Raw genomic sequence first — 22,793 nt, forward strand, 5'->3', positions numbered from 1 at the left:
GAATTGATGGATAAACGTATTTTTGTTGAAAAAAAGGCTGATTTTCAGGTCAAGTCAGAGAGTTTGGTAAGAGAACTCCAGCATAACTTGGGACTTTCAACTTTGAAAAGTATTCGCATTGTGCAAGTTTATGATGTCTTTGATTTGGCAGAGAACTTGTTTGCATCCGCGGAGAAGCATATTTTCTCTGAGCAGGTGACAGACCGTATCTTGGACGAAGTGGCCGTGCAGGCGGATCTTGCCAATTACGCTTTCTTTGCCATTGAAAGCCTGCCAGGGCAGTTTGATCAGCGTGCGGCTTCTTCACAGGAAGCCTTGCTTTTGCTGGGAAGTTCGAGTGACGTGACAGTCAACACAGCTCAACTTTACTTGGTGAATAAAGATATTGATGCGAATGAGTTAGAAGCGGTCAAGAACTATTTGCTCAACCCAGTTGATTCTCGTTTCAAGGACATCACGACAGGGATTGCCAAGCAGGAATTTTCAGAGTCAGACAAGATCATTCCAAAATTGACTTTCTTTGAAAGCTATACGGCAGAAGACTTTGCTCGCTACAAGGCCGAGCAAGGGATGGCCATGGAAGTGGATGATTTGCTCTTTATCCAAGACTACTTCAAGTCAATCGGGCGCGTGCCAACGGAAACAGAGCTTAAGGTTTTGGACACTTACTGGTCTGACCACTGCCGTCACACGACTTTTGAGACCGAGTTGAAAAATATCGACTTCTCAGCTTCAAAATTCCAAAAGCAATTGCAGGCGACCTATGACAAGTATATTGCTATGCGTGAGGAGTTGGGGCGTTCTGAGAAACCACAGACTTTGATGGATATGGCGACTATTTTTGGTCGTTATGAGCGTGCTAATGGTCGTTTGGACGATATGGAAGTGTCTGACGAAATCAATGCCTGCTCGGTTGAAATCGAAGTGGACGTTGATGGTGTCAAGGAACCTTGGCTCCTCATGTTTAAAAACGAAACCCACAATCACCCAACGGAAATCGAACCATTTGGTGGTGCTGCAACCTGTATCGGTGGCGCCATTCGTGACCCGTTGTCAGGCCGTTCATACGTTTACCAAGCTATGCGTATCTCAGGCGCTGGTGATATTACAGCTCCGATTTCGGAAACGCGTGCTGGTAAATTGCCACAACAAGTCATTTCTAAAACAGCGGCTCACGGTTATTCTTCATATGGTAACCAGATTGGGCTTGCGACGACTTACGTTCGTGAATACTTCCACCCAGGATTTGTAGCTAAACGCATGGAGCTAGGTGCCGTTGTTGGTGCGGCTCCTAAGGGCAATGTTGTCCGTGAAAAACCGGAAGCCGGTGACGTGATTATCTTGCTCGGTGGTAAGACTGGGCGTGATGGTGTCGGTGGTGCGACAGGGTCTTCCAAGGTTCAAACGGTTGAGTCTGTAGAGACTGCTGGTGCTGAGGTTCAAAAAGGGAATGCCATCGAAGAACGCAAGATTCAACGTCTTTTCCGTAATGGCGATGTCACTCGTCTTATCAAGAAATCCAACGACTTTGGAGCTGGTGGTGTCTGTGTAGCCATCGGTGAATTGGCAGACGGTCTTGAAATCGACCTCAACAAGGTTCCTCTTAAATACCAAGGTTTGAATGGTACAGAAATTGCCATCTCTGAATCACAAGAACGGATGGCGGTTGTGGTGCGTCCTGAAGACGTAGATGCCTTCGTTGCAGAATGTAACAAAGAAAATATTGACGCTGTTGTTGTGGCAACAGTGACTGAAAAACCAAATCTAGTCATGCACTGGAATGGTGAAATCATCGTCGACTTGGAACGTCGTTTCCTTGATACAAACGGTGTGCGCGTAGTAGTTGATGCCAAGGTGGTGGACAAGGATGTCAAACTCCCAGAAGAACGTCAAACATCTGCTGAAACACTTGAAGCTGATACCCTTGCGGTTCTATCTGATTTGAACCATGCGAGTCAAAAAGGTCTGCAAACCATCTTTGACTGCTCTGTCGGTCGCTCAACGGTCAATCACCCACTTGGTGGTCGCTACCAACTCACTCCAACTGAGGCATCTGTGCAAAAATTGCCAGTTCAACACGGTGTAACTCATACTGCGTCAGTCATGGCTCAAGGATTTAACCCTTATGTAGCAGAATGGTCTCCATACCATGGCGCTGCTTATGCGGTAATCGAAGCAACTGCTCGTCTAGTAGCTGCTGGTGCCAACTGGTCCAAGGCTCGTTTCTCTTATCAAGAATATTTTGAACGCATGGACAAGCAAGCAGAGCGTTTCGGGCAGCCAGTAGCAGCTCTTCTAGGCTCTATCGAAGCACAAATTCAGCTTGGCTTGCCGTCTATTGGTGGTAAGGACTCCATGTCTGGTACCTTTGAAGAATTAACAGTGCCACCAACCTTGGTTGCCTTTGGGGTGACGACGGCAGATAGCCGTAAGGTACTCTCTCCAGAGTTCAAAACTGCTGGTGAAAACATCTACTATATCCTAGGTCAAGCCCTCTCTGCAGAGATTGATTTTGACTTGATCAAGCAAAACTTTGCTCAGTTTGAAGCCATCCTAGCTGACCACAAAGTAACATCTGCATCAGCTGTTAAATATGGTGGTGTCGTTGAAAGCTTGGCTCTTGCTACCTTTGGGAACCATATCGGTGCAGAGGTGACCTTGCCTGAACTTGAAACAACTTTGACAGCTCAATTGGGTGGATTTGTCTTCACATCTCCTCAAGAAATTGCTGGAGTGGAGAAGATTGGTCAAACGAAAGCAGACTTTACACTCCTTGTCAACGGTGTGAAGCTAGATGGACAGAAACTTGACAGTGCCTTCCAAGGAAAACTGGAAGAAGTTTACCCAACAGAATTTGCCCAATCTAAAGAACTAGCAGAAGTTCCAGCTGTCGCTTCTGGCGCAGTCATCAAAGCCAAAGAAATCATTGAAAAACCTGTGGTTTACATCCCAGTCTTCCCAGGAACCAACTCAGAATATGACTCAGCTAAGGCCTTCGAAAAAGAAGGTGCAGAGGTTAACTTGGTGCCATTTGTGACCTTGAATGAAGAAGCTATTGTCAAGTCAGTTGAAACCATGGTTGACAATATCGGCAAGGCAAACATTCTCTTCTTTGCAGGTGGATTCTCAGCTGCGGATGAGCCGGATGGATCAGCTAAATTTATTGTCAATATCTTGCTCAATGAAAAAGTGCGTGCAGCCATTGATAGCTTTATCGCTCGTGGTGGCTTGATTATTGGTATCTGTAATGGATTCCAAGCCCTCGTCAAATCAGGTCTTCTTCCATACGGGAACTTTGAAGATGCCACTAGTACTAGCCCAACCCTCTTCTACAATGATGCCAACCAGCACGTGGCCAAGATGGTGGAAACTCGGATTGCCAATACCAACTCGCCATGGTTGGCTGGTGTGCAAGTGGGGGATATCCACGCTATTCCTGTATCGCACGGCGAAGGGAAGTTTGTCGTGACGGCTGAGGAATTCGCTGAGCTCCGTGACAATGGCCAAATCTTTAGCCAATACGTTGACTTTGACGGAAAACCAAGTATGGACTCTAAGTACAATCCAAATGGTTCTGTCCATGCTATCGAAGGAATCACTAGCAAGAACGGCCAAATTATCGGTAAGATGGGGCACTCAGAACGTTATGAAGACGGTCTCTTCCAAAACATCCCAGGAAATAAAGACCAGCATCTGTTCGCGTCGGCGGTTAAATACTTTACTGGAAAGTAAGATTTGCAGATTTTTTAATAGATAGTATCAGTAATGTAAAAGTCATGTAGATCTAGTTCGTGATGATTGCAAATGGTTTGTTTTGCGAGTGAAACGAGCTTCTACAGTATCATTCCGCAGTAGTGTCGTTAGGGAGTATTTGAGACTTTGGCTCAAATACTAGCTAGAAAATTTCTTGATAGACTTTCTGTTTTTTTCGTCGGCATTTATGACGACAATAAAAAAATTAGAAAGTCATCACAGAAAGTTGAGAGCGTCCCTACTACTAAAGGAATGATACACAAATAAAAATTAGGTATAAAAAATGACATACGAAGTAAAATCTCTTAATGAAGAATGTGGTGTTTTCGGTATCTGGGGTCATCCAGATGCGGCCAAATTGACCTATTTTGGGCTCCACAGTCTTCAGCACCGTGGTCAGGAGGGGGCCGGAATCCTCTCCAATGATCAGGGGCAATTGAAGCGCCATCGTGATATGGGGCTTCTATCAGAAGTGTTCAGAAATCCAGCTAATTTGGATAAACTAACTGGAACGAGCGCGATTGGGCATGTGCGTTATGCGACTGCTGGCGAAGCTTCTGTGGATAACATTCAGCCCTTCCTCTTTCGCTTTCATGATATGCAGTTTGGACTGGCTCACAATGGGAACCTGACCAATGCAGAATCTCTTAAGAAAGAATTGGAACAAAGAGGTGCTATTTTCAGCTCAACCTCTGATTCAGAAATCTTAGCCCACCTCATTCGTCGGAGTCACAATCCGAACTTGATGGGTAAAATCAAGGAAGCACTCAGTCTCGTCAAAGGTGGCTTTGCTTATATCCTGCTGTTTGAGGACAAGTTGATTGCGGCGCTTGACCCTAATGGATTCCGTCCACTTTCGATTGGGAAAATGAGCAACGGAGCGGTAGTGGTTTCTTCCGAAACCTGTGCTTTTGAAGTTATTGGTGCTGAGTGGATTCGAGATTTGAAGCCTGGAGAGATTGTGATCATTGATGATAAGGGCATCCAGTATGATAGCTATACAGATGATACCCAGCTTGCGATCTGTTCTATGGAGTATATCTACTTTGCCCGTCCTGACTCCAATATCCATGGTGTCAATGTCCATACAGCTCGCAAACGTATGGGGGCTCAATTGGCGCGTGAATTTAAGCACGAAGCGGATATCGTGGTTGGTGTGCCCAATTCCTCACTCAGCGCAGCTATGGGATTTGCGGAGGAGTCTGGTCTGCCAAATGAAATGGGTCTCATCAAGAACCAATACACGCAACGCACCTTTATCCAACCGACTCAAGAATTGCGGGAGCAAGGAGTCCGGATGAAGCTATCTGCTGTTTCGGGCGTTGTCAAAGGCAAACGTGTCGTCATGATTGATGATTCCATTGTTCGTGGGACAACCTCTCGTCGCATCGTTCAGCTCTTGAAAGAAGCAGGTGCGTCTGAGGTTCACGTTGCTATTGGAAGTCCTGCGCTAGCTTATCCATGTTTCTACGGGATTGATATCCAGACGCGTCAGGAGCTGATTGCGGCTAATCATACGGTCGAAGAAACCTGCCAAATCATTGGTGCGGATAGCCTGACCTATCTTTCTGTTGAAGGTTTGATTGATTCGATTGGTATTGAAACAGATGCGCCGAACGGTGGTCTCTGTGTCGCTTACTTTGACGGCGACTACCCAACTCCTCTCTACGACTATGAGGAAGAATATCGTAGAAGTTTGGAAGAAAAGACCAGTTTTTACAAATAAGCTATTCTTCATAAAAGAAAAGGAATAAACAAATGACAAATAAAAATGCTTATGCGCAATCCGGTGTGGATGTTGAAGCGGGTTATGAAGTTGTTGAACGAATCAAAAAGCACGTGGCTCGTACGGAGCGTGCAGGTGTCATGGGAGCTCTGGGTGGCTTTGGTGGCATGTTTGACCTTTCAAAAACAGGTGTCAAAGAGCCTGTCTTGATTTCGGGAACTGACGGTGTCGGAACCAAGCTCATGCTGGCTATCAAGTACGACAAGCATGACACGATTGGGCAGGACTGTGTTGCCATGTGTGTCAATGACATCATCGCTGCGGGTGCGGAGCCCCTCTATTTCCTTGACTACGTAGCGACTGGCAAGAATGAACCAGCTAAACTAGAACAAGTGGTCGCTGGTGTGGCAGAAGGTTGTGTGCAGGCAGGCGCCGCCCTCATCGGTGGGGAAACGGCTGAAATGCCGGGTATGTATGGCGAAGATGACTATGACTTGGCTGGTTTTGCGGTCGGTGTGGCTGAAAAATCTCAAATCATCGACGGCTCAAAGGTGGCAGAAGGCGATGTTCTTCTCGGACTTGCTTCAAGTGGGATTCACTCCAATGGTTACTCTCTCGTTCGTCGTGTCTTTGCCGACTACACAGGTGAGGAAGTTTTGCCAGAATTGGAAGGCAAGAAACTCAAGGATGTTCTTCTTGAGCCAACTCGTATCTATGTCAAGGCTGTCTTACCACTCATCAAGGAAGAGTTGGTCAACGGTATTGCCCACATCACAGGTGGGGGCTTTATCGAAAATGTCCCTCGTATGTTTGCCGATGACTTGGCTGCAGAGATTGAGGAAAGCAAAGTTCCAGTGCTTCCGATTTTCAAAGCTCTTGAAAAATACGGTGAAATCAAACACGAAGAAATGTTTGAAATCTTCAATATGGGTGTGGGACTCATGTTGGCAGTTAGCCCTGAAAATGTAGATCGTGTCAAAGAATTGTTGGATGAACCAGTTTATGAAATTGGTCGCATCGTCAAGAAAGAAAACGAAAGTGTCATCATCAAATGAAAAAAATAGCGGTTTTTGCTTCTGGTAATGGCTCAAATTTTCAGGTGATTGCTGAAGAATTTCCGGTGGAGTTTGTCTTTTCAGACCATCGTGACGCCTATGTGCTGGAGCGTGCAGATAAGATTGGCGTTCCGTCTTATGCTTTTGAACTCAAGGAGTTTGAGAACAAGGCGGACTACGAAGCAGCTCTTGTCGAACTCTTGGAAGAACACCAGATTGACTTGATTTGCCTCGCCGGCTACATGAAAATCGTTGGGCCCACCTTATTGGCAGCTTATGAAGGTCGGATTATCAACATTCATCCAGCATACCTGCCAGAATTTCCGGGAGCTCATGGGATAGAGGATGCTTGGAATGCTGGGGTTGCTGAGAGCGGTGTGACCATTCACTGGGTGGACTCCGGTGTGGATACAGGCAAGGTCATCAAACAAGTCCGTGTGCCACGGCTATCTGATGATACCATCGACAGTTTTGAAGCTCGTATTCATGAGGCTGAGTACAAGTTGTATCCAGAAGTTATTAGAGAATTGTTGGACAAGTAAATGAAAGGAAATAACATGACTAAACGCGCCTTAATCAGCGTCTCAGACAAAGCGGGCATTGTTGAATTTGCCCAAGAACTCAAAAAACTTGGTTGGGACATTATCTCGACAGGTGGGACCAAGGTTGCCCTTGACAATGCTGGGGTGGAGACCATTGCGATCGATGATGTGACGGGCTTCCCAGAAATGATGGACGGTCGTGTCAAGACCCTTCACCCAAATATCCATGGTGGGCTCCTCGCTCGTCGTGATCTCGATAGCCACCTTGAGGCGGCTAAGGACAATAAGATCGAGCTTATCGACCTTGTAGTGGTCAACCTCTATCCTTTCAAGGAAACAATCCTCAAACCAGACGTGACCTACGCTGACGCAGTTGAAAATATCGATATCGGTGGGCCATCCATGCTTCGTTCAGCAGCTAAAAACCACGCTAGCGTAACGGTTGTGGTAGACCCTGCTGACTATGCAGTGGTTTTGGACGAGTTGTCAGCCAATGATGAAACGACTTACGAAACGCGTCAACGTTTGGCAGCTAAGGTTTTCCGTCACACAGCAGCTTATGATGCCTTGATTGCAGAATACTTCACAGCTCAAGTGGGTGAAGCAAAACCAGAAAAACTCACTTTGACCTATGACCTCAAGCAAGCCATGCGCTATGGGGAAAACCCTCAACAAGATGCAGACTTTTACCAAAAAGCCTTGCCAACAGACTATTCGATTGCATCAGCGAAACAGCTCAACGGCAAGGAATTGTCCTTCAACAATATTCGCGATGCTGATGCGGCCATTCGTATTATTCGTGATTTCAAAGACCGTCCAACCGTTGTGGCTCTCAAACACATGAACCCGTGCGGTATCGGTCAGGCAGATGATATCGAAACTGCTTGGGACTATGCTTATGAGTCTGACCCAGTGTCTATCTTTGGTGGAATTGTCGTCCTTAACCGTGAGGTGGATGCTGCGACAGCTGGGAAGATGCACGATGTCTTCCTTGAAATCATCATCGCACCAAGCTATACGGATGAAGCGCTAGCCATTTTGACCAACAAAAAGAAAAACTTGCGTATCCTTGCCTTGCCATTCGACGCTCAGGATGCCAGCGAAGTGGAAGCAGAGTACACAGGTGTGATTGGTGGTCTCCTTGTTCAAAATCAAGACGTGGTCAAGGAAAGCCCAGCTGACTGGCAAGTGGTGACCAAACGCCAACCAACTGAGACAGAAGCAACTGCTCTTGAGTTCGCTTGGAAAGCTATCAAGTACGTCAAATCAAACGGAATCATCGTAACTAACGACCACATGACACTTGGCGTTGGGCCAGGTCAAACCAACCGTGTGGCTTCAGTCCGTATTGCCATTGACCAAGCCAAAGACCGCCTTGAGGGCGCTGTGCTTGCTTCAGATGCCTTCTTCCCATTTGCCGATAATGTAGAAGAAATCGCCAAAGCAGGTATCAAGGCCATCATCCAACCAGGTGGATCTGTCCGTGACCAAGAGTCTATCGAAGCAGCGGACAAATATGGCTTGACTATGGTCTTCACAGGTGTGAGACATTTTAGACATTAAGAAACGAAAGGGAAGAAAACAGTTTCTTTCCTTTTTTTGCTTAAAAAACGGAGCGGAACGAGATTAAAACGAACGTTTGTGATATAATGTTAGTAAATAATTCGCAAAAGAGGTTGAAAGATGAAGCTGTTAGTTGTCGGTTCGGGTGGTCGTGAACATGCGATTGCTAAGAAATTGCTTGAATCAGAAGACGTTAAAAAAGTCTTTGTAGCTCCTGGAAATGACGGGATGACTCTGGATGGTCTGGAATTGGTAAATATCTCTATTTCCGAACATTCTAAGTTAATTGAGTTTGCAAAGGCCAACGATATTGCTTGGACCTTCATCGGGCCAGATGATGCTCTTGCTGCTGGAATTGTGGATGATTTTAACCAAGCTGGTCTCAAAGCCTTTGGTCCAACAAGATTGGCAGCGGAGCTGGAGTGGTCCAAGGATTTTGCTAAGGAAATCATGGTCAAATATGACGTTCCGACAGCAGCTTATGGCACATTTTCAGATTTCGAGGAGGCCAAGACTTACATCGAAGAGAAAGGCGCTCCAACCGTTGTTAAGGCGGATGGATTGGCGCTTGGGAAAGGTGTTGTCGTTGCTGAAACGGTTGAGCAAGCAGTAGAAGCCGCTCACGAGATGCTTTTAGACAATAAATTCGGTGATTCTGGTGCGCGTGTGGTCATCGAGGAATTCCTTGACGGGGAAGAGTTTTCACTCTTTGCCTTTGTCAATGGGGACAAGTTCTACATTATGCCGACGGCTCAGGATCACAAACGTGCTTACGATGGCGACAAGGGCCCTAACACGGGCGGTATGGGAGCTTATGCGCCAGTTCCTCACTTGCCACAGAGCGTGGTTGACACAGCTGTTGACACTATTGTCAAGCCGGTTCTTGAAGGCATGATCAAAGAAGGGCGTCCCTACCTTGGTGTGCTTTACGCGGGGCTTATCTTGACAGCTGATGGACCGAAAGTCATCGAGTTCAACTCACGCTTTGGAGACCCTGAAACGCAAATCATCTTGCCTCGTTTGACATCTGACTTTGCACAAAATATCACGGATATTCTTGATGGCAAGGAGCCAAACATCACGTGGACGGACAAGGGTGTGACTCTGGGTGTGGTTGTCGCATCCAATGGCTACCCGCTAGACTATGAAAAAGGTGTCAAGCTTCCAACCAAGACCGAGGGCGACATCATCACTTACTATGCAGGGGCTAAGTTTGCGGAGAATAGCAGAGCACTGCTATCAAACGGCGGACGTGTCTATATGCTTGTCACCACAGCAGACACCGTCAAAGAAACCCAAGATATCATCTACAAAGAACTCGCCCAACAAAACACAGAAGGCCTCTTCTACCGAACAGATATCGGAAGCAAGGCTATTAAGTAAAGATATAAGAATAACGCGACGAAGTCGCCAAATACGATAATGGTCGTTTGACTTGCGAGCATTAGCGAGCTAATATAGAGCAATCACCGCCGTTGTGAAAGAACGATTGGATTATAAGTCAATCGTTCAGGGAAATCGGAAGACCTTGGGCTTCCGATTTAGGCATGAAACACCTTTGGTGGCTGCTGCCGTCCCTCACAACCTAAGGTGATTGTTGAAAGGAAGAAAAGGAAAAATTATGACTAAACCAGTAATTTCCATCATCATGGGCTCAAAATCCGACTGGGCAACCATGCAAAAAACAGCTGAAGTTTTAGATCGCTTCGGTGTTGCCTACGAAAAGAAAGTCGTCTCTGCCCATCGCACGCCCGACCTCATGTTTCAGCATGCCGAAGAAGCCCGCAGTCGTGGTATCAAGGTCATTATCGCAGGTGCGGGCGGCGCAGCCCATTTGCCAGGAATGGTCGCAGCCAAAACAACCCTTCCTGTCATCGGTGTACCTGTCAAATCGCGTGCTCTTAGCGGTGTGGACTCGCTCTACTCTATCGTACAGATGCCGGGTGGCGTGCCTGTGGCGACAATGGCTATCGGTGAAGCAGGTGCGACAAATGCGGCACTCTTTGCCCTCCGTCTCCTGTCAGTAGAGGATCAGGCTATCGCGACAGCGTTGGCTGATTTCGCAGAAGAACAAGGAAAAATCGCAGAGGAGTCTACAAATGAGCTCATCTAAAACAATCGGAATTATCGGTGGTGGTCAGCTGGGACAGATGATGGCCATTTCTGCTATCTACATGGGGCACAAGGTTATCGCGCTGGATCCTGCGGCGGATTGCCCGGCCTCTCGTGTGGCGGAAATCATCGTGGCTCCTTATAACGATGTGGATGCCCTCCGTCAGCTAGCTGAGCGTTGCGATGTCCTCACCTATGAGTTTGAAAATGTTGATGCTGACGGTTTGGATGCTGTCATCAGGGATGGACAACTTCCTCAAGGAACTGACCTGCTCCGCATTTCTCAAAATCGTATCTTTGAAAAGGACTTCCTTTCCAAGAAGGCCCAAGTAACGGTGGCTCCATACAAGGTTGTGAATTCTAGCCAAGACTTGGCGGAGATTGACCTGGCCAAAAACTATGTCCTCAAGACGGCGACTGGTGGCTACGATGGGCATGGGCAAAAGGTCATTCGCTCAGAAGCAGACTTGGAAGAAGCCTATGAACTAGCAGATTCAGCTGACTGTGTCTTGGAAGAATTTGTCAATTTTGACCTTGAGATTTCTGTCATCGTATCAGGAAATGGCAAGGATGTGACGGTTTTCCCAGTTCAGGAAAATATCCACCGCAACAATATCCTATCTAAGACCATTGTGCCTGCTCGAATTTCTGCAAGTCTAGCTGAAAAAGCCAAAGCAATGGCAGTGCGAATTGCAGAACAGCTTAACTTGTCTGGAACCCTCTGCGTGGAGATGTTTGCGACAGCTGATGATATTATCGTCAACGAGATTGCCCCTCGCCCACATAACTCAGGGCATTATTCAATTGAAGCTTGTGACTTCTCGCAATTCGATACTCATATTTTGGGCGTTCTGGGAGCACCGTTGCCAGAAATAAAATTACATGCTCCAGCAGTCATGCTTAACGTTCTCGGCCAACACGTCGAGGTTGCTGAGAAATATGTCGCAGAAAATCCAAGCGCCCACCTCCATATGTATGGTAAAATAGAAGCGAAGCACAACCGCAAGATGGGACATGTGACTTTGTTTAGTGATGTGCCAGATGAGGTGGAGGAGTTTGGGAAAGGGATTGATTTTTAGGTGTTAGATAACAAGATTACTGAATTTAATTTTTTTACAGAAGAATACTTAAAACGGCAGAATGCCCAAATATTTATCTACATATTGATTATAATTAAAGGAAGATACAAAGTGTATGATAATCCTGAAGTCCTAGAATTAATAAAAAAATATTCTGAGGAAAAAGGAGTTGATATACCTGATGAAATAGTACTTGGTAATGGAAGAACTGTCAATAATTTTTTTCTTAATAAAATTATTAAAGAAAGTAAACTTAATATAACTGGGGATTATTTTTGTGAAGAATACATTTTTGAAACATTAAATGAATTAATTAATGAGTCAATCGAAAAGATTCTTGATTTGTATCCTAGAAAAAAATTATTAATAAATTTAATAATATTTGCGAGTTTTGTTTCTACTTTATCACAAAATCAAGAAATAGATTTAAATAAAGAACCTGAAAATGATTTGGAAAAATTGATATTTCTCGTACAGAAAGTTGGATGTACAAAAGATGATTTAAGTACTGCATTATTGGGTGAAATGAAAGCATCTGTTAATTACATGATTAATTTATTATTGCTCAGGGAGGAAAGAACTTCTGCTGAGGAAATAGAAGCTGAGAAGTATTTTGAACGATATGGAACAGATTATAATTTGTTATTTTATTGGGGAGTAATCAAGTGTATATTTACATCTGACTCAAATTCTAGGTATTTTGTTAAGAGGTGGAATAATAGTAAGAGGATAAGCTTTAGTAATAATCAGTGGGGGGAGTTCCCACCAGCGGACTTGCAGTCAAAATTTGATGAAATTTGTCTATACTGTAATAAGGAAACATTAGGCTTGCATAAGAGAATGTCAAAGTCTATATTTCCAAAATTTTTTAATGAGTTTAAATTTGATCCTATAAAAATAAGAGATTCTTTCAAGAGAAATATTCAGGGGTATACATTGTCCTATAAAACATTGGATATTATTGCTGAATCTGATTGGCCAGAGTTTTTGAAAAAAAATCAAAGTTGTGGAGAGATTGGAGATGAGGGAAGAATAAATGAATCAGTTTTCTTAGAAAATGATATATATCAACTTAGAACATCTATCTATAATTTTGTAAATAAAATAGAAGAATATAATAGTGAAGTTAATTATTTATTAAGTGATACTAAAAATATAAATAGAATAGTTGATATGTTAAATAAAAAAATTTATTCTAGAATAGAGACTCCGGATGAAGTGAAGGAAATTTTTAATGCTTTTGTTAGTAAACATGTAAGATTAAGTAAGGAGCTTAGATTAGATTGCTCACCTATTGATATCTCAAAATTTCACTCTTTTGTGGCTGAGTTTGTATCATTCAAAAGGCTTTCAATTTTTCATAAACCATTATTAAAATATAAGAATTATTATTTAACAAGTTTATCTTTATTAAATGAGGGTGTGTGGCATCTCCCTGGAGATATATTATCAAGGAGAATTTCCTCACATCACAACATAAATAAAGAAATAACTAAATTTTATGATGAACAAACATTACCATATATCAAATTATGCCTAATGTCTAAATATGATTTTTCAATAATCAACTGTGATTTAATGGTCAATAATAAATCAGGGAAACCGGCATTTCCAAAGATCAAGCAATTGTTGGGTGGAGACTATAAGGGGGTAAAGAGAGAATTAGATATCTTGTTTGCTTCAGACGGTACGTTGTATATTTATGATTTAAAAAATTACGGGCTACAACATTCTCTTGATGAAATTACTAGATTAGTAAATAGAGTTGATAAAGAGATATCGAAACTAGAAAAAATAAAGAAAATATTTTTAGATAATAAATCAATTTTTGAGGAGGAGTTGAAAGTTCGTTTTGACTGTGTTGAAATAGGGATTATTACTGTTAACTCTACAATTTTTGATTTTGTTCCGAGTATTTTTGATGGAGTTTATATTAAATCAGTCCATAATTTTATTATGGAAATCGGAAATATTAACTAATAAGCAATATGTTGTTAAAATAAGGAGGAAACAATGATCAACCGTTACTCTCGCCCCGAAATGGCGAACATTTGGAGTGAAGAAAATAAATACCGTGCTTGGCTTGAGGTGGAAATCTTGGCTGACGAGGCATGGGCTGAGTTGGGGGAAATCCCTAAGGAAGATGTGGCTTTGATTCGCGAAAAGGCGAACTTTGACATCGACCGTATTTTGGAGATTGAGCAGGAGACGCGCCACGATGTGGTGGCTTTCACGCGTGCGGTTTCTGAGACTCTTGGTGAAGAGCGCAAGTGGGTTCACTATGGGTTGACTTCTACCGACGTGGTGGATACGGCCTATGGTTACCTCTACAAGCAGGCCAACGACATCATCCGTCGTGACCTTGAAAACTTCACCAACATCATTGCTGACAAGGCTAAGGAGCACAAGTTCACCATCATGATGGGGCGTACCCACGGTGTGCACGCTGAGCCTACAACTTTTGGTCTTAAATTGGCGACTTGGTATAGCGAAATGAAGCGCAACATCGAGCGTTTCGAGCATGCAGCTGCTGGTGTGGAAGCTGGTAAAATCTCTGGTGCAGTTGGTAACTTTGCCAACATCCCACCATTTGTAGAGGAATACGTCTGCGACAAGCTGGGTATCCGTGCTCAAGAAATCTCTACACAGGTGCTTCCTCGTGACCTTCACGCTGAGTACTTTGCAGTTCTTGCTAGCATCGCGACTTCAATCGAACGTATGGCGACTGAAATTCGTGGTCTGCAAAAGTCTGAGCAACGTGAAGTGGAAGAGTTCTTTGCCAAAGGGCAAAAAGGCTCTTCAGCAATGCCTCACAAACGCAACCCTATCGGTTCTGAAAACATGACAGGTCTTGCGCGTGTTATCCGTGGTCACATGGTGACGGCCTATGAAAACGTCGCTCTCTGGCACGAACGCGATATTTCTCACTCATCAGCTGAGCGTATCATCACACCGGATACGACCATTTTGATCGACTACATGCTCAACCGTTTTGGAAATATTGTCAAGAATTTGACGGTTTTCCCAGAAAACATGATCCGCAACATGAACTCTACATTTGGTCTTATCTTTAGCCAACGTGCTATGTTGACCTTGATTGAAAAAGGCATGACCCGTGAGCAAGCCTATGACTTGGTGCAACCAAAAACAGCCTACTCCTGGGACAACCAAGTAGATTTCAAACCGCTTCTCGAAGCAGATCCAGAAGTGACATCGCGCCTGACTCAAGAGGAAATCGACGAAATCTTCAACCCTACATACTACACTAAACGAGTGGACGATATCTTTGAACGTATCGGACTTGGTGATTAATCCTAACAATAAAAAGCGAGATTCAATCTCGCTTTTTTGTATGCTTATCGAAAGGGATTTAATCTTCTTTTCTCTTAGTGAGTCCGTAGGCTGCTAGTGTGGCCATGAGTCCTACTGCGACCAAGCCTGCAGAATCTTGACTTCCTGTTGCAGGGAGTTGTTTTTCTTCTGCTTTGCTAGTAGTTGGTTCAGCTTGCTCAGCTTTCTCAACGGCAGTTCCGACTTCAACGACCTGGGCGACCGCTTCCTGCGATACCGCACTATTGACAAGGGTTCTTTCTTCCTTGCCGTTAGCAGTGGTGCTGACAGAGTAGAAAATCGTACGGCGGCCATTTACTCCGGAAACGACGACTTGACTTTGTCCTTTTGGCAATTGAGGATTTTCACGTGTCACGGTAGTGAACGGAATCTCTTCTTCTTGGATGTCTAGTCTAGGTTTTGCTTCTGCAGCTGGGGCAAGACCGTGTTCATCCCCTACATGGGTAACAAGGGTTCCGACTTCAATGACTTGTGTCACTGCTTCTTGCGTTACAAGGCTATCGACAAGAGTCTTCACTTCTTTGCCATCAGCAGTAGTGCTTACAGAGTAGTAATGACTGCGACGGCCGTTAGCGCCTTTAGTAACGACTTGAGTCTTCCCTTTGAGCAAGAGTGGATTTTCACGTGTCACAGTAGTGAACGGAATTTCTTCTTCTTGGATATCCAGTCTTGGTTTCGCTTCGGCAGCTGGAGCAAGGCCACTTTCATCCCCTTTGTGGGTAATAGGGGCACCGATTTCAACCACTTGGGTCACAGGTTCTTTGGTTACTTGGCTATCTAGAACCGTTTCTGTTTGTTTCCCATTTTCAGTAAGGACAGAGATGTAATGAGTGCGTTCGCCCTCTACACCAGGTGTGATGATCTTTTCCTGACCAGCTGGGAGGTTCGGATTTTCCTTCTTGATAACTTCAAATGGAATCTTTTCTGCTCTTGTGATGAGTTCAGGTTTGATTTCAACATTGGCAGCTAGTTCGTTTTCATCGAGGCTTCCTGAGTGGGTTGCTGCTGGTTTGAGGCCTAGGCGGGCTGCTTTGAGTTTGGCTACGAGAGCGTCTAACTCGGCTTGTTTGTTACGGTTGAGGTTGTAGTTGAGAGCTTCTTTAGCTGCATTTAGAGCATCCAAGCTTTCCTTGCTGTATCCATCCAAGTTTGCAGGGATTTGAGCAAGTTCCTCACGGAGTGCATTGTAGTTGGCGCGGAAGTAGTCTTTGTTATTGTCTGCAAAGGCAGTCATGAGTTCAAAAATTTCTTCTTCCTTGTACTCAGCACTTGGTTTGTCTGCCCAGATAGCAAGCATGCTTCCGACGGTTGGAAGGTCTACTTCTGGATACTTGGTAGAAGCAAGCTGGTTAAATGGTGTTTTTTTAGTGTTTTCAATTGCTTTTTTGAGGAAACCGCCACCATCTTCAGGTTTTTGGCCGAGAATGTAGTACCAGTCTCCGTTGGTGTTAAGGAATTTGTAGCCTTTGCTTGCCAGGTACTGAGGAGATGCAAGGTTGTAACCCCACCATCCTTTAGACCAGTAAGAGATGATGACATCCTTATCAAACTCAACATCATCCTTGTCTTCATAGTAGAAACCATCGTTGAAGGCCATTGGTTGAAGGCCTCTTTCTTTAGCCATGGCAGCAAGGGTGTTAGAGTACTCAGCAAACTTGCCATAGAGTCCATACCATTTAAGGTAGTACCAGCCTTGGGCGTTGGTAGCATCATTGGCGTATTCGTCTGTACCGTAGTTAAAGATCTTAGTCTTGCCTGCAAAGAAGTCCATGTACTTACCGATGAGGGCTTTTGTAAAGTTCATCGCTTCTTCGTTTTCGAGGTCCATGGTTGTTTTGGAGACCTTGTCAAAGTTGGCTTGAGGATTCTTGATTCCAAGTTTTTCCATAGCGACGAGCATGGCATCCATGTGACCTGGGCTGTTGATTGCTGGGATGAGTCCGAGGCCTTTTGATTTTGCGTACTCGATCAATTCAGTGATTTCAGCTTGACTAAGAGTGGTTCCGTTTGGATCATCGTAGTAAGCTTTTGTTCCTTCGATGATGGCCTTTTTGACGTCGTCACTTGCATAAGTTTTTCCGTTAGCAGTGATGGTCATGTCATCAAGGAGGAAGCGAAGCCCGTCATTTCCAAGGAGGAGATGTACATCAGAGTAGCCGAGTTCGCTCGCCTTGTCTACGATGCGTTTGAGTTGGTCGAGCGTGAAGTACTTACGTCCGGCATCGATGGAAATCACCTTGTTCTTGGCAAGTTTCTCAACTTCGCGTTTCGCGTCTTCTTCTTTTTGAGCTTCTGGTGTGAAAGTCAAATTGCTAACAGCTTCTTGGAGTTTTGCGATTGCTTGGTCAATGGTGTCTTGTTGGGCACGGCTGAGGTTGCTATCGAGTGAGCGAATGGCTTTTTCAGCTTCTTTGACAGCTGCGACACTTTCTGCAGTATAGCGGTTAAGGTCTGTTGGGACTTCTTTCAAAGCTTGCTCAGCAGACTCATAGTCGGCAGCAAAGTACTCAGCATTTGCATTTGCGAAGCTACGCATGAGTTTGAAGAGACGTGATGGAGAATAGCGTGCTGATGGAGTATCTGCCCAAGCAGCTACCATACCACCGATGAACGGAATATCTGCTCCTTCAGATTTTGGAACAGAAGTGATTGGAGTGTTCTTAATCCCATTGAGACCTTGGTCGAGGTTGTACCAGCCTTGGCCATCGGCATTTCGTCCGAGAACATAGTACCATGCATCATTGGTGTTAAGGATTTGGTGGCCTTTTTCAACTAGAAGTTTAGAAGAAGCGACGTCGTATCCGCCCCATCCACCAGTCCACATAGAAACGATGATGTCTTTGTCAAAAGTTCCAAAGCTAGTGTCGCTATTGTAGTAGATACCGTCGTTAAAGGCCATTGGTTTGAGACCGTGAGATTTGACGATGCGAGCAAGGTCATTAGCGTAGGCGATAAATTTCTCGTATCCTCCTACAGGGTAGCCTTCATTTGGATAGTATTTATCAGCCTGGAGAACGCTCCATCCTTTGGCATCTGTAGCATCATTGGCGTACTCATCCAGTCCGATATTGAAGATGTCAGATTTGCCAGCGAAGTAAGCAGCATACTTGTCGATCAGGGCTTTGGTAAACTCAACAGCTTCTTTGTTATCCAGGTCAACGGTACGAGCGGATTCCTTACCAAAGTAGTTGAAGTTCGGCTTTTGGATGCCTAGTTCTTTCATGGCATGCAAAATGGCATCCATGTGGCCAGGGCTATTAACGGTTGGGATTAGTCCGATACCTTTATCTTTGGCATAGTTAATTAAGTCCGTCATTTGGCTCTCTGTCAAGTGGTTGCCGTTTGGATCCTTGTAGTAGGCATCAGTTCCATTTTCGAGTGCACGTTTGACATCGTCGCTTGCATAGGTTTTGCCATTGGCTTTGATCGTCATGTCGTCTAGCATGAAACGCATGCCATCATTTCCAACTAGTAGATGAAGATCGGTATAACCGTAGTGTTTGGCTTTGTCGATGATTTCTTTGAGTTGGTCTGGAGAGAAATACTTGCGTCCAGCGTCGATTGAGATCATTTTTCTTTTTGCCAGTTTTTCATTTACCTGAGCTGCACGTTCCGTGCTAGGAGTGGCTACTGCAGGTGTGACGGCTTCATTTCTCTTGTCTTCGTCGGTTTTTACTGGTTCTGAGTTTTCTTCTGAAACAGGAGTAGCTTTTTCAGTGACTGGAGTCTCGTCAACTTTCTCTGCAACTGCTGGGGATTCAGTTTTTTCGACTGTTGGAGCGATTGTGGCTGAAGCTCCCTTTGCTTCAACTCTTTCTTCAAGCTTGCTTTCAACTGATGTCTCAGCTGTCTGTGATTCTCCTTGAGCAGTCTGAGCTGCGCTTGGATTTTCTGGTGTTGGAGTGACGCTGTCAGCAGACACGACTTGGGTACCAAAAGCAAATCCTATGAGTACAGAAGCTGCTCCAATCGCGTACTTACGAATGGAGAAGCGCTGTTTCTTTTCTAGTTTCATGATAAAACCTCCCTGTTATTATATTGCATGATAGCGTTTACACAAAACTGTTTTTATTTTATTATCTAAGATATAAAAAGTCAAGCGGCTTTATGAAAGAACTATAATAAATGGAGGAAATCATAAGATTTAGGAAAAAATTGTCAAAAAACTAAAAACAAGGAAAATCTAGCCAATATTTAACTTGTTTTTAGTAAAAGCACTACTAATTAAAGAATTACCCTTCGTCATATGTTCATACCAAATGGTGCATGCTATAATGAACATAGAAAAAGCCTGAGCTAGGCTCAGGCTTTTTCTTAATGACCTCGATCACACGAGATGAATTTGATTTTGTAGTAGTCAGCTCGCTTATAAGTTTCACTATAGGCAAGGACTTGGCCAGTGGCCTCAAGTTTTGTAGTCTTTGTTTGGAAGACAGTTGGAAATTGTGTATCAATTCCCAACGTAGAAGCAGCATGCTCGGGTGTTGGGAATGCGATTTCGTTGATTTCCTCAAAATGCTCATCAGTCATGTGAATGCGGTAATCCAGCTTGAAACGTTTATAGATAGAACTATAATAGTCAAGATTTGGATAGTTGGCATTGATATATTGTTCGGGAATATAAGAAGTGTGATAGATATAGGTCACACCGTTAGTTTGACGTGTCCGTTCGATCTTGTAGTAGAACTGGTCTCCACGCAAACCAAGTTTTTCCAAATATTCAAGCTTATTTCCACGTTCGATAGAAAGGACAGTTACCTTATCGTCCTTTGTTTCAAAAATTTCCACATCTGAAAACTCAACGAGTTTGTGCTTACGAGCGCGTGAAACAAAAGTTCCTTTTCCTTGTTGGCGGACAATATAGCCATCTTTGGCAAGGTCGTTCAAGGCACGAACAACTGTGATAGAACTGACATCATACATGGCGATCAACTCTGCCTCAGTATAAAACTTGTCTCCACTCGCAAATTGACCTGAGATGATTTTATTCTTGAGTTCGTCTTTAATATATTGGTATTTTGGAATAGCCATAATTGCACCTCAATTTTTTTCTTTCTCCTTCTTTGATTTTACCACAAACACAAAGAAAATAGTAGCATTTAGATGAAAAAATAACATAATACATTAAAAATATTATTTTGCACATATATAAAAGCGCCATTAAAACAGAGGTCATGCAAAAGCCCTCATTTCATGCTGTTTTTAGACAATTTTGGTAAAAAAGAAGTAAAAAAATAGAAAAATTTTAAAGAATTTTCTAAAACCTATTGACAAATGCAAAAGATTTGATTATAGTTAATATTATAATAAATGAAAGCGCAAACTTAATTCGTCAGAGGTAATAACATGACAAGATTTAAAATTGAGGACGATTTCTATTTAGACGAAAAACCGTTCAAGATTTTGTCCGGCGCCATTCATTATTTTAGGATTCCAGCAGAGGATTGGTATCATTCTCTCTATAACTTAAAGGCGCTTGGCTTTAATACAGTCGAGACCTATGTGGCTTGGAATTTACACGAACCTGTTGAAGGGGAGTTTGATTTTGAAGGTGCCAGAAATTTGGAGAGATTTCTTCAAATTGCACAAGATCTGGGTCTCTATGCTATTGTACGCCCGTCTCCATTTATCTGTGCGGAATGGGAATTTGGTGGCTTGCCGGCTTGGCTCTTGACCAAGGACATGCGAATTCGCTCGTCCAATCCGGCCTACATTGAGGCTGTTGCTCGCTATTATGACCAATTATTGCCAAGGCTTGTACCTCGCTTGTTGGATAATGGCGGAAACATTCTTATGATGCAAGTCGAAAATGAATATGGCTCTTATGGAGAAGATAAGTCTTATCTACGAGCGATTCGGAAATTGATGGAAGACCGAGGGATTGATTGCCCACTCTTTACTTCAGATGGTCCATGGAGGGCTACTCTGAAAGCCGGAACCTTGATCGAAGACGACCTCTTTGTGACAGGGAACTTCGGTTCTAAAGCTCCGTACAACTTTTCACAGATGCAGGAATTCTTTGATGAGTATGGCAAGAAATGGCCACTCATGTGTATGGAATTCTGGGATGGCTGGTTCAACCGTTGGAAAGAACCCATCATCACACGTGATCCGAAAGAATTGGCAGAAGCTGTTCGAGAGGTTTTGGAGCAAGGTTCGATTAACCTTTATATGTTCCATGGCGGAACAAACTTTGGTTTCATGAATGGTTGCTCGGCTCGAGGGACTCTAGATTTGCCTCAAGTTACATCTTATGATTATGATGCCCTTCTCGATGAAGAAGGAAATCCAACTGCTAAATACTTAGCAGTCAAGAAGATGATGGCAACCCACTTCCCAGAGTATCCACAATTGGAACCACTTTACAAGGAAAGCATGGGAATGGAATCCATTCCACTAGTCGAAAAAGTGTCCTTGTTTGAAACTCTGGATAGTCTCTCTAGTCCTACTGAGAGCCTCTATCCAAAAGCGATGGAAGAACTTGGTCAAAGTTATGGCTACCTTCTCTACCGCAATGAGGCAAGTTGGGATGCAGAAGAGGAACGTCTCCGTATCATCGATGGACGTGACCGAGCTCAACTCTTTGTAGATGGTCAATGGATTGCTACTCAATACCAGACAGAGATTGGTGAAGATATCTACTGTCAGGGCAACCGAGAAGGCTTTTCAGAGATTGACATCTTGATTGAAAATATGGGGCGTGTCAACTACGGACATAAGTTCTTAGCAGATACGCAACATAAAGGAATTCGTACAGGTGTCTGCAAAGATCTACATTTCTTACTGAATTGGAAACAATATCCACTACCACTGGATAATCCTGAGAAAATTGATTTTTCAAAAGGATGGACAGAAGGACAACCAGCCTTTTACGCTTTCGACTTTACTGTTGAAGAGCCGAAGGATACCTACTTAGACTTGTCTGAGTTTGGTAAGGGAGTTGCCTTTGTCAACGGGCGTCACCTAGGGCGTTTCTGGAACGTCGGCCCGACCCTCTCACTTTATATCCCTCATAGTTATCTCAAGGAAGGTGCTAACCGCATCATTATCTTTGAAACTGAGGGCGAATATAAAGAAGAGATTCACTTAACTCGTAAACCTACACTAAAACACATAAAGGGGGAAAACTTATGACAATTGTAGGATGCCGTATCGATGGACGTTTGATCCACGGTCAAGTAGCCAATCTTTGGGCTGGAAAACTAAATGTTTCACGCATTATGGTTGTAGACGATGAAGTCGTTAACAACGATATTGAAAAGAGTGGCTTGAAACTTGCTACACCACCAGGTGTAAAACTTAGTATCTTGCCGGTTGAAAAAGCAGCAGCGAATATCCTTGCTGGTAAATACGATAGCCAACGTCTCTTTATCGTTGCACGTAAACCAGACCGTTTCCTTGGTTTGGTCGAAGCAGGTGTTCCGCTTGAAACACTCAATGTCGGCAATATGTCTCAAACACCAGAAACTCGCTCTATCACACGTTCTATCAACGTGGTAGATAAGGATGTGGAAGATTTCCACAAACTAGCAGAAAAAGGTGTGAAACTCACTGCTCAAATGGTTCCAAATGATCCAGTTTCAGACTTTTTGAGCTTATTAAAATAGGAAAA

The 22,793-nt window shown here is 43.9% G+C and carries 15 protein-coding genes; 13 read left to right on the plus strand and 2 right to left on the minus strand.

Features of this window, described 5'->3' with window-relative positions; translation table 11 throughout:
- Positions 1 to 6 precede the first annotated feature (6 nt).
- From FQT28_RS00260 to purB, 11 genes are all read left to right on the plus strand, one after another.
- Positions 7 to 3,732: a phosphoribosylformylglycinamidine synthase gene (locus FQT28_RS00260; protein ID WP_143989067.1), complete on the plus strand. Its 3,726-nt coding sequence runs from the start codon at positions 7 to 9 to the stop codon at positions 3,730 to 3,732.
- 304 nt (positions 3,733 to 4,036) lie between these two features.
- Entirely contained in the window at positions 4,037 to 5,479 is a 1,443-nt protein-coding gene (purF, locus tag FQT28_RS00265) for an amidophosphoribosyltransferase (RefSeq protein ID WP_125450538.1), read from the plus strand.
- 32 nt (positions 5,480 to 5,511) lie between these two features.
- Entirely contained in the window at positions 5,512 to 6,534 is a 1,023-nt protein-coding gene (gene purM / locus FQT28_RS00270; protein ID WP_143989068.1) for a phosphoribosylformylglycinamidine cyclo-ligase, read from the plus strand.
- Positions 6,531 to 7,076: a phosphoribosylglycinamide formyltransferase gene (gene purN, locus FQT28_RS00275; RefSeq protein ID WP_143989069.1), complete on the plus strand. Its 546-nt coding sequence runs from the start codon at positions 6,531 to 6,533 to the stop codon at positions 7,074 to 7,076. The genes purM and purN overlap by 4 nt, the downstream gene beginning before the upstream one ends.
- 15 nt (positions 7,077 to 7,091) lie before the next feature.
- Positions 7,092 to 8,639, plus strand: a complete 1,548-nt coding sequence (gene purH / locus FQT28_RS00280) for a bifunctional phosphoribosylaminoimidazolecarboxamide formyltransferase/IMP cyclohydrolase (protein WP_143989070.1) — start codon at positions 7,092 to 7,094, stop codon at positions 8,637 to 8,639.
- Between the two features lie 120 nt (positions 8,640 to 8,759).
- Positions 8,760 to 10,022 carry a phosphoribosylamine--glycine ligase gene (gene purD / locus FQT28_RS00285; protein ID WP_143989071.1) on the plus strand — a complete coding sequence of 421 codons (1,263 nt, stop codon included), beginning with the start codon at positions 8,760 to 8,762 and terminating at the stop codon, positions 10,020 to 10,022.
- 94 nt (positions 10,023 to 10,116) lie between these two features.
- Positions 10,117 to 10,233 carry a phosphoribosylaminoimidazole carboxylase gene (locus FQT28_RS10185; RefSeq protein ID WP_080641271.1) on the plus strand — a complete coding sequence of 39 codons (117 nt, stop codon included), beginning with the start codon at positions 10,117 to 10,119 and terminating at the stop codon, positions 10,231 to 10,233.
- Between the two features lie 27 nt (positions 10,234 to 10,260).
- Positions 10,261 to 10,752, plus strand: coding sequence for a 5-(carboxyamino)imidazole ribonucleotide mutase (gene purE / locus FQT28_RS00295; RefSeq protein ID WP_038804287.1), 492 nt, complete (start codon positions 10,261 to 10,263; stop codon positions 10,750 to 10,752).
- Positions 10,739 to 11,830 (plus strand): 5-(carboxyamino)imidazole ribonucleotide synthase, encoded by a 1,092-nt coding sequence (gene purK / locus FQT28_RS00300; protein WP_084947502.1) that lies wholly within the window; start codon positions 10,739 to 10,741, stop codon positions 11,828 to 11,830. Before purE ends, purK begins: the two co-directional genes overlap by 14 nt.
- Positions 11,831 to 13,810, plus strand: a complete 1,980-nt coding sequence (locus FQT28_RS00305) for a hypothetical protein (protein WP_084947498.1) — start codon at positions 11,831 to 11,833, stop codon at positions 13,808 to 13,810.
- A 33-nt stretch (positions 13,811 to 13,843) separates the two neighbouring features.
- Entirely contained in the window at positions 13,844 to 15,142 is a 1,299-nt protein-coding gene (gene purB / locus FQT28_RS00310) for an adenylosuccinate lyase (protein ID WP_143989072.1), read from the plus strand.
- A gap of 58 nt (positions 15,143 to 15,200) precedes the next feature.
- Here the strand turns inward: purB and strH are convergent, their stop codons facing one another.
- Both strH and FQT28_RS00320 read right to left on the minus strand, forming a co-directional pair.
- Positions 15,201 to 19,196 (minus strand): LPXTG-anchored beta-N-acetylhexosaminidase StrH, encoded by a 3,996-nt coding sequence (gene strH / locus FQT28_RS00315; protein WP_143989073.1) that lies wholly within the window; start codon positions 19,194 to 19,196, stop codon positions 15,201 to 15,203.
- Positions 19,197 to 19,495: 299 nt separating this feature from the next.
- Complete coding sequence (locus tag FQT28_RS00320) at positions 19,496 to 20,212, minus strand: GntR family transcriptional regulator (RefSeq protein ID WP_001007187.1); 717 nt, start codon at positions 20,210 to 20,212, stop codon at positions 19,496 to 19,498.
- 315 nt (positions 20,213 to 20,527) lie between these two features.
- Between FQT28_RS00320 and FQT28_RS00325 the strand changes: the two genes are divergently transcribed.
- Both FQT28_RS00325 and FQT28_RS00330 read left to right on the plus strand, forming a co-directional pair.
- Complete coding sequence (locus FQT28_RS00325) at positions 20,528 to 22,315, plus strand: glycoside hydrolase family 35 protein (RefSeq protein ID WP_143989074.1); 1,788 nt, start codon at positions 20,528 to 20,530, stop codon at positions 22,313 to 22,315.
- Positions 22,312 to 22,788: a PTS sugar transporter subunit IIB gene (locus FQT28_RS00330; protein WP_000156968.1), complete on the plus strand. Its 477-nt coding sequence runs from the start codon at positions 22,312 to 22,314 to the stop codon at positions 22,786 to 22,788. Before FQT28_RS00325 ends, FQT28_RS00330 begins: the two co-directional genes overlap by 4 nt.
- The last annotated feature ends 5 nt before the right edge of the window (positions 22,789 to 22,793 follow it).

It is taken from the genome of Streptococcus oralis (genome assembly GCF_901543815.1).
Taxonomy (GTDB): domain Bacteria; phylum Bacillota; class Bacilli; order Lactobacillales; family Streptococcaceae; genus Streptococcus; species Streptococcus oralis_CM.

Coding starts and splice junctions, on each gene's coding strand:
- FQT28_RS00260 (WP_143989067.1), top strand. CDS start 7: ATGGATAAACGTATTTTTGTTGAAAAAAAGGCTGATTTTCAGGTCAAG.
- purF (WP_125450538.1), top strand. CDS start 4,037: ATGACATACGAAGTAAAATCTCTTAATGAAGAATGTGGTGTTTTCGGT.
- purM (WP_143989068.1), top strand. CDS start 5,512: ATGACAAATAAAAATGCTTATGCGCAATCCGGTGTGGATGTTGAAGCG.
- purN (WP_143989069.1), top strand. CDS start 6,531: ATGAAAAAAATAGCGGTTTTTGCTTCTGGTAATGGCTCAAATTTTCAG.
- purH (WP_143989070.1), top strand. CDS start 7,092: ATGACTAAACGCGCCTTAATCAGCGTCTCAGACAAAGCGGGCATTGTT.
- purD (WP_143989071.1), top strand. CDS start 8,760: ATGAAGCTGTTAGTTGTCGGTTCGGGTGGTCGTGAACATGCGATTGCT.
- purE (WP_038804287.1), top strand. CDS start 10,261: ATGACTAAACCAGTAATTTCCATCATCATGGGCTCAAAATCCGACTGG.
- purK (WP_084947502.1), top strand. CDS start 10,739: ATGAGCTCATCTAAAACAATCGGAATTATCGGTGGTGGTCAGCTGGGA.
- purB (WP_143989072.1), top strand. CDS start 13,844: ATGATCAACCGTTACTCTCGCCCCGAAATGGCGAACATTTGGAGTGAA.
- strH (WP_143989073.1), bottom strand. CDS start 19,196: ATGAAACTAGAAAAGAAACAGCGCTTCTCCATTCGTAAGTACGCGATT.
- FQT28_RS00320 (WP_001007187.1), bottom strand. CDS start 20,212: ATGGCTATTCCAAAATACCAATATATTAAAGACGAACTCAAGAATAAA.
- FQT28_RS00325 (WP_143989074.1), top strand. CDS start 20,528: ATGACAAGATTTAAAATTGAGGACGATTTCTATTTAGACGAAAAACCG.
- FQT28_RS00330 (WP_000156968.1), top strand. CDS start 22,312: ATGACAATTGTAGGATGCCGTATCGATGGACGTTTGATCCACGGTCAA.